Here is a 1,905-nt window from a genome sequence, read left to right as displayed (position 1 = left end):
CGGGCCGCGCGGGCCGCTCCGGCCGCCTCGAACCCTTCCGCGTCGTCGGCGACGCCGCCGTCGTCAACCCGCTCGTGGCCCGTCCGCACGCCCGGGATGCGGCCCGAGGCCTCGGCGCGCGCGTCGGCTCGTTCGCCGGCAGCGTCGGCAGGCCCGTCGACAGACCCGCCCACGCTGTCGTCCCCGCGGCCTCCGTCGCGTTCGCCGCCATGGCCAGAGTCGCGTTCGTCGCCGTGGCTGCTGTAACTACCGTGGCTGCCGTCCTGGTCCTCGTGGTCGTCGCCGAGGTGGTCACTGTGGTGGTCACGGCCGTCCTCGCCGCGCTGGTCGGCGCACAGCTCGGCGCGGCCGTCGGAACGATCGGCGGCAGGCCCGCGGGCCGGGTCCACGCTGCGGGACGTGTCCGGTTCAACCGGTCGGGGAGGCTCAAAACCAGCCATGGCTCACGGCTCTTCGATGGAGAGGGGCCGACAGGAGAGGAGGACAACGCTGCCCGGGCAGCAGGCCCGCCCACGGGATGACGTCGGTCTGCGCCGCGCAGCACCGTATGTGACCTGTTCCTTTCAGAGTACGACGGGCTTGGGGCCCCGCCCAGCGAGGAAGCCCCGGAGCGACGTTCTTCCCGCGAAAGGGGGATGCGCCCGCCGAGGCTGTGCGCCCCGCCCACAGGCGATCGCGCCCCCTCCGGAAAGGAGGTTCCCTGGAGCTTGACTGAGCGGACCGGGCGGCGCAACAGCCCCACGGGACACCGTGACCGGACTGTCATGGATCGGCGACGATCCGTTGCGGCGCGTCGCGAACCGTGACGTCCGACCTGCCCCGACAGTCCCGGTGAACCCGTGCCTCACCGCCCGCCACGGGGGTGCGGAGGCCGTTTCAGCCAACGCGTACGGCTTCGCGACGCCGTCTGGCATTTGCCATATGCATAGGCGCGGCCGCTGGCACCATGCTCGGCATGTCCCTGCTCCTGTTCGACCTCGACAACACCCTGCTGCCCCGGGACGCCGCCTACCGGGCCTGGGCGCAGGACTTCCTGTCCGAGCACGACCTCCCGCCGGTCGACCTCGACTGGTTCGTCACCCTCGACGGCGGCGGCTACGTACCGCGCAGCACCGTACTGTCGGCGGTCCGGCGGCGCTACGGGCTGGACGTCTCCGCCGACTTCCTGACCGCTCACTACCGACGCGGCATCAACTCCCACATCCACTGCCCGCCCCGGCACATCGAGGCGCTCCGGGTCGCCCGGGCCGCCGGGTGGACGCTGGGGATCGTCAGCAACGGCGGCACCCGGCCGCAGTTGGAGAAGATCCGGCGGACCGGGCTCGGCCCCCTGGTCGACGGCTGGGTCATCTCCGAGGAGGCCGACTGCGTCAAACCGGACCCGCTGATCTTCGAGATGGCGGCCCAGCGGTGCGGCATCGCCCCCACCGGGGACTGGGCCGAGCACACCTGGATGATGGGGGACCACGCGCCCGCCGACATCGCCGGTGCCGAACTCACCGGACTGCGCAGCGTCTGGCTGCACCACGGCCGGCCGTGGGCGGAGAGCGGCTACCGGCCGACGCTGAAGGCGGCCGGTCTGCCGGAGGCCGTCGGCCAGGTCCTCGCCGCGCGGAACGCGCCCTCGCCGCGGCCGGACGTCCGCTCCGGCGGGCCGCTCCGGAAGGCCGCGGCGGGAGCACCGGTTCACGCGACGGCGCTGGTCGGCGCACGGTCCGGCGCACGTCCCGCGGTGGCCGCCGTGGACGGCCCGAGTGCATCCGTTCCCGCGGCCGCCGGGACCGCCGGCCAGGCCACCGCCGCAGGTGGGCCGGGTGTCCGAAACCGATCCGGCGGGTTTGCCCTGATCGCCGAGGCCCGTCCGGAGACCGGCCCGGGCTCCGGGACCAGGACGGGGAGCAGACC

The 1,905-nt window shown here is 73.9% G+C and carries 2 protein-coding genes; both read left to right on the top strand.

The features are described from left to right. A partial coding sequence (locus AE652_RS47035; RefSeq protein WP_159028715.1) for a hypothetical protein occupies window positions 1-521 on the top strand: 521 nt, incomplete at its 5' end. 434 nt (window positions 522-955) lie between these two features. Next, on the top strand, window positions 956-1,905 hold a 950-nt coding region (locus AE652_RS40435), incomplete at its 3' end, for an HAD family hydrolase (protein WP_159028714.1).

Origin of the sequence: Kitasatospora sp. MY 5-36 (genome assembly GCF_001182915.1) — a bacterium.
In the GTDB taxonomy this organism is placed as follows: Bacteria; Actinomycetota; Actinomycetes; order Streptomycetales; family Streptomycetaceae; genus Kitasatospora.
Note: the sequence above shows the minus strand (reverse complement) of the source record. Positions and strands in the feature narration are given on the sequence as shown.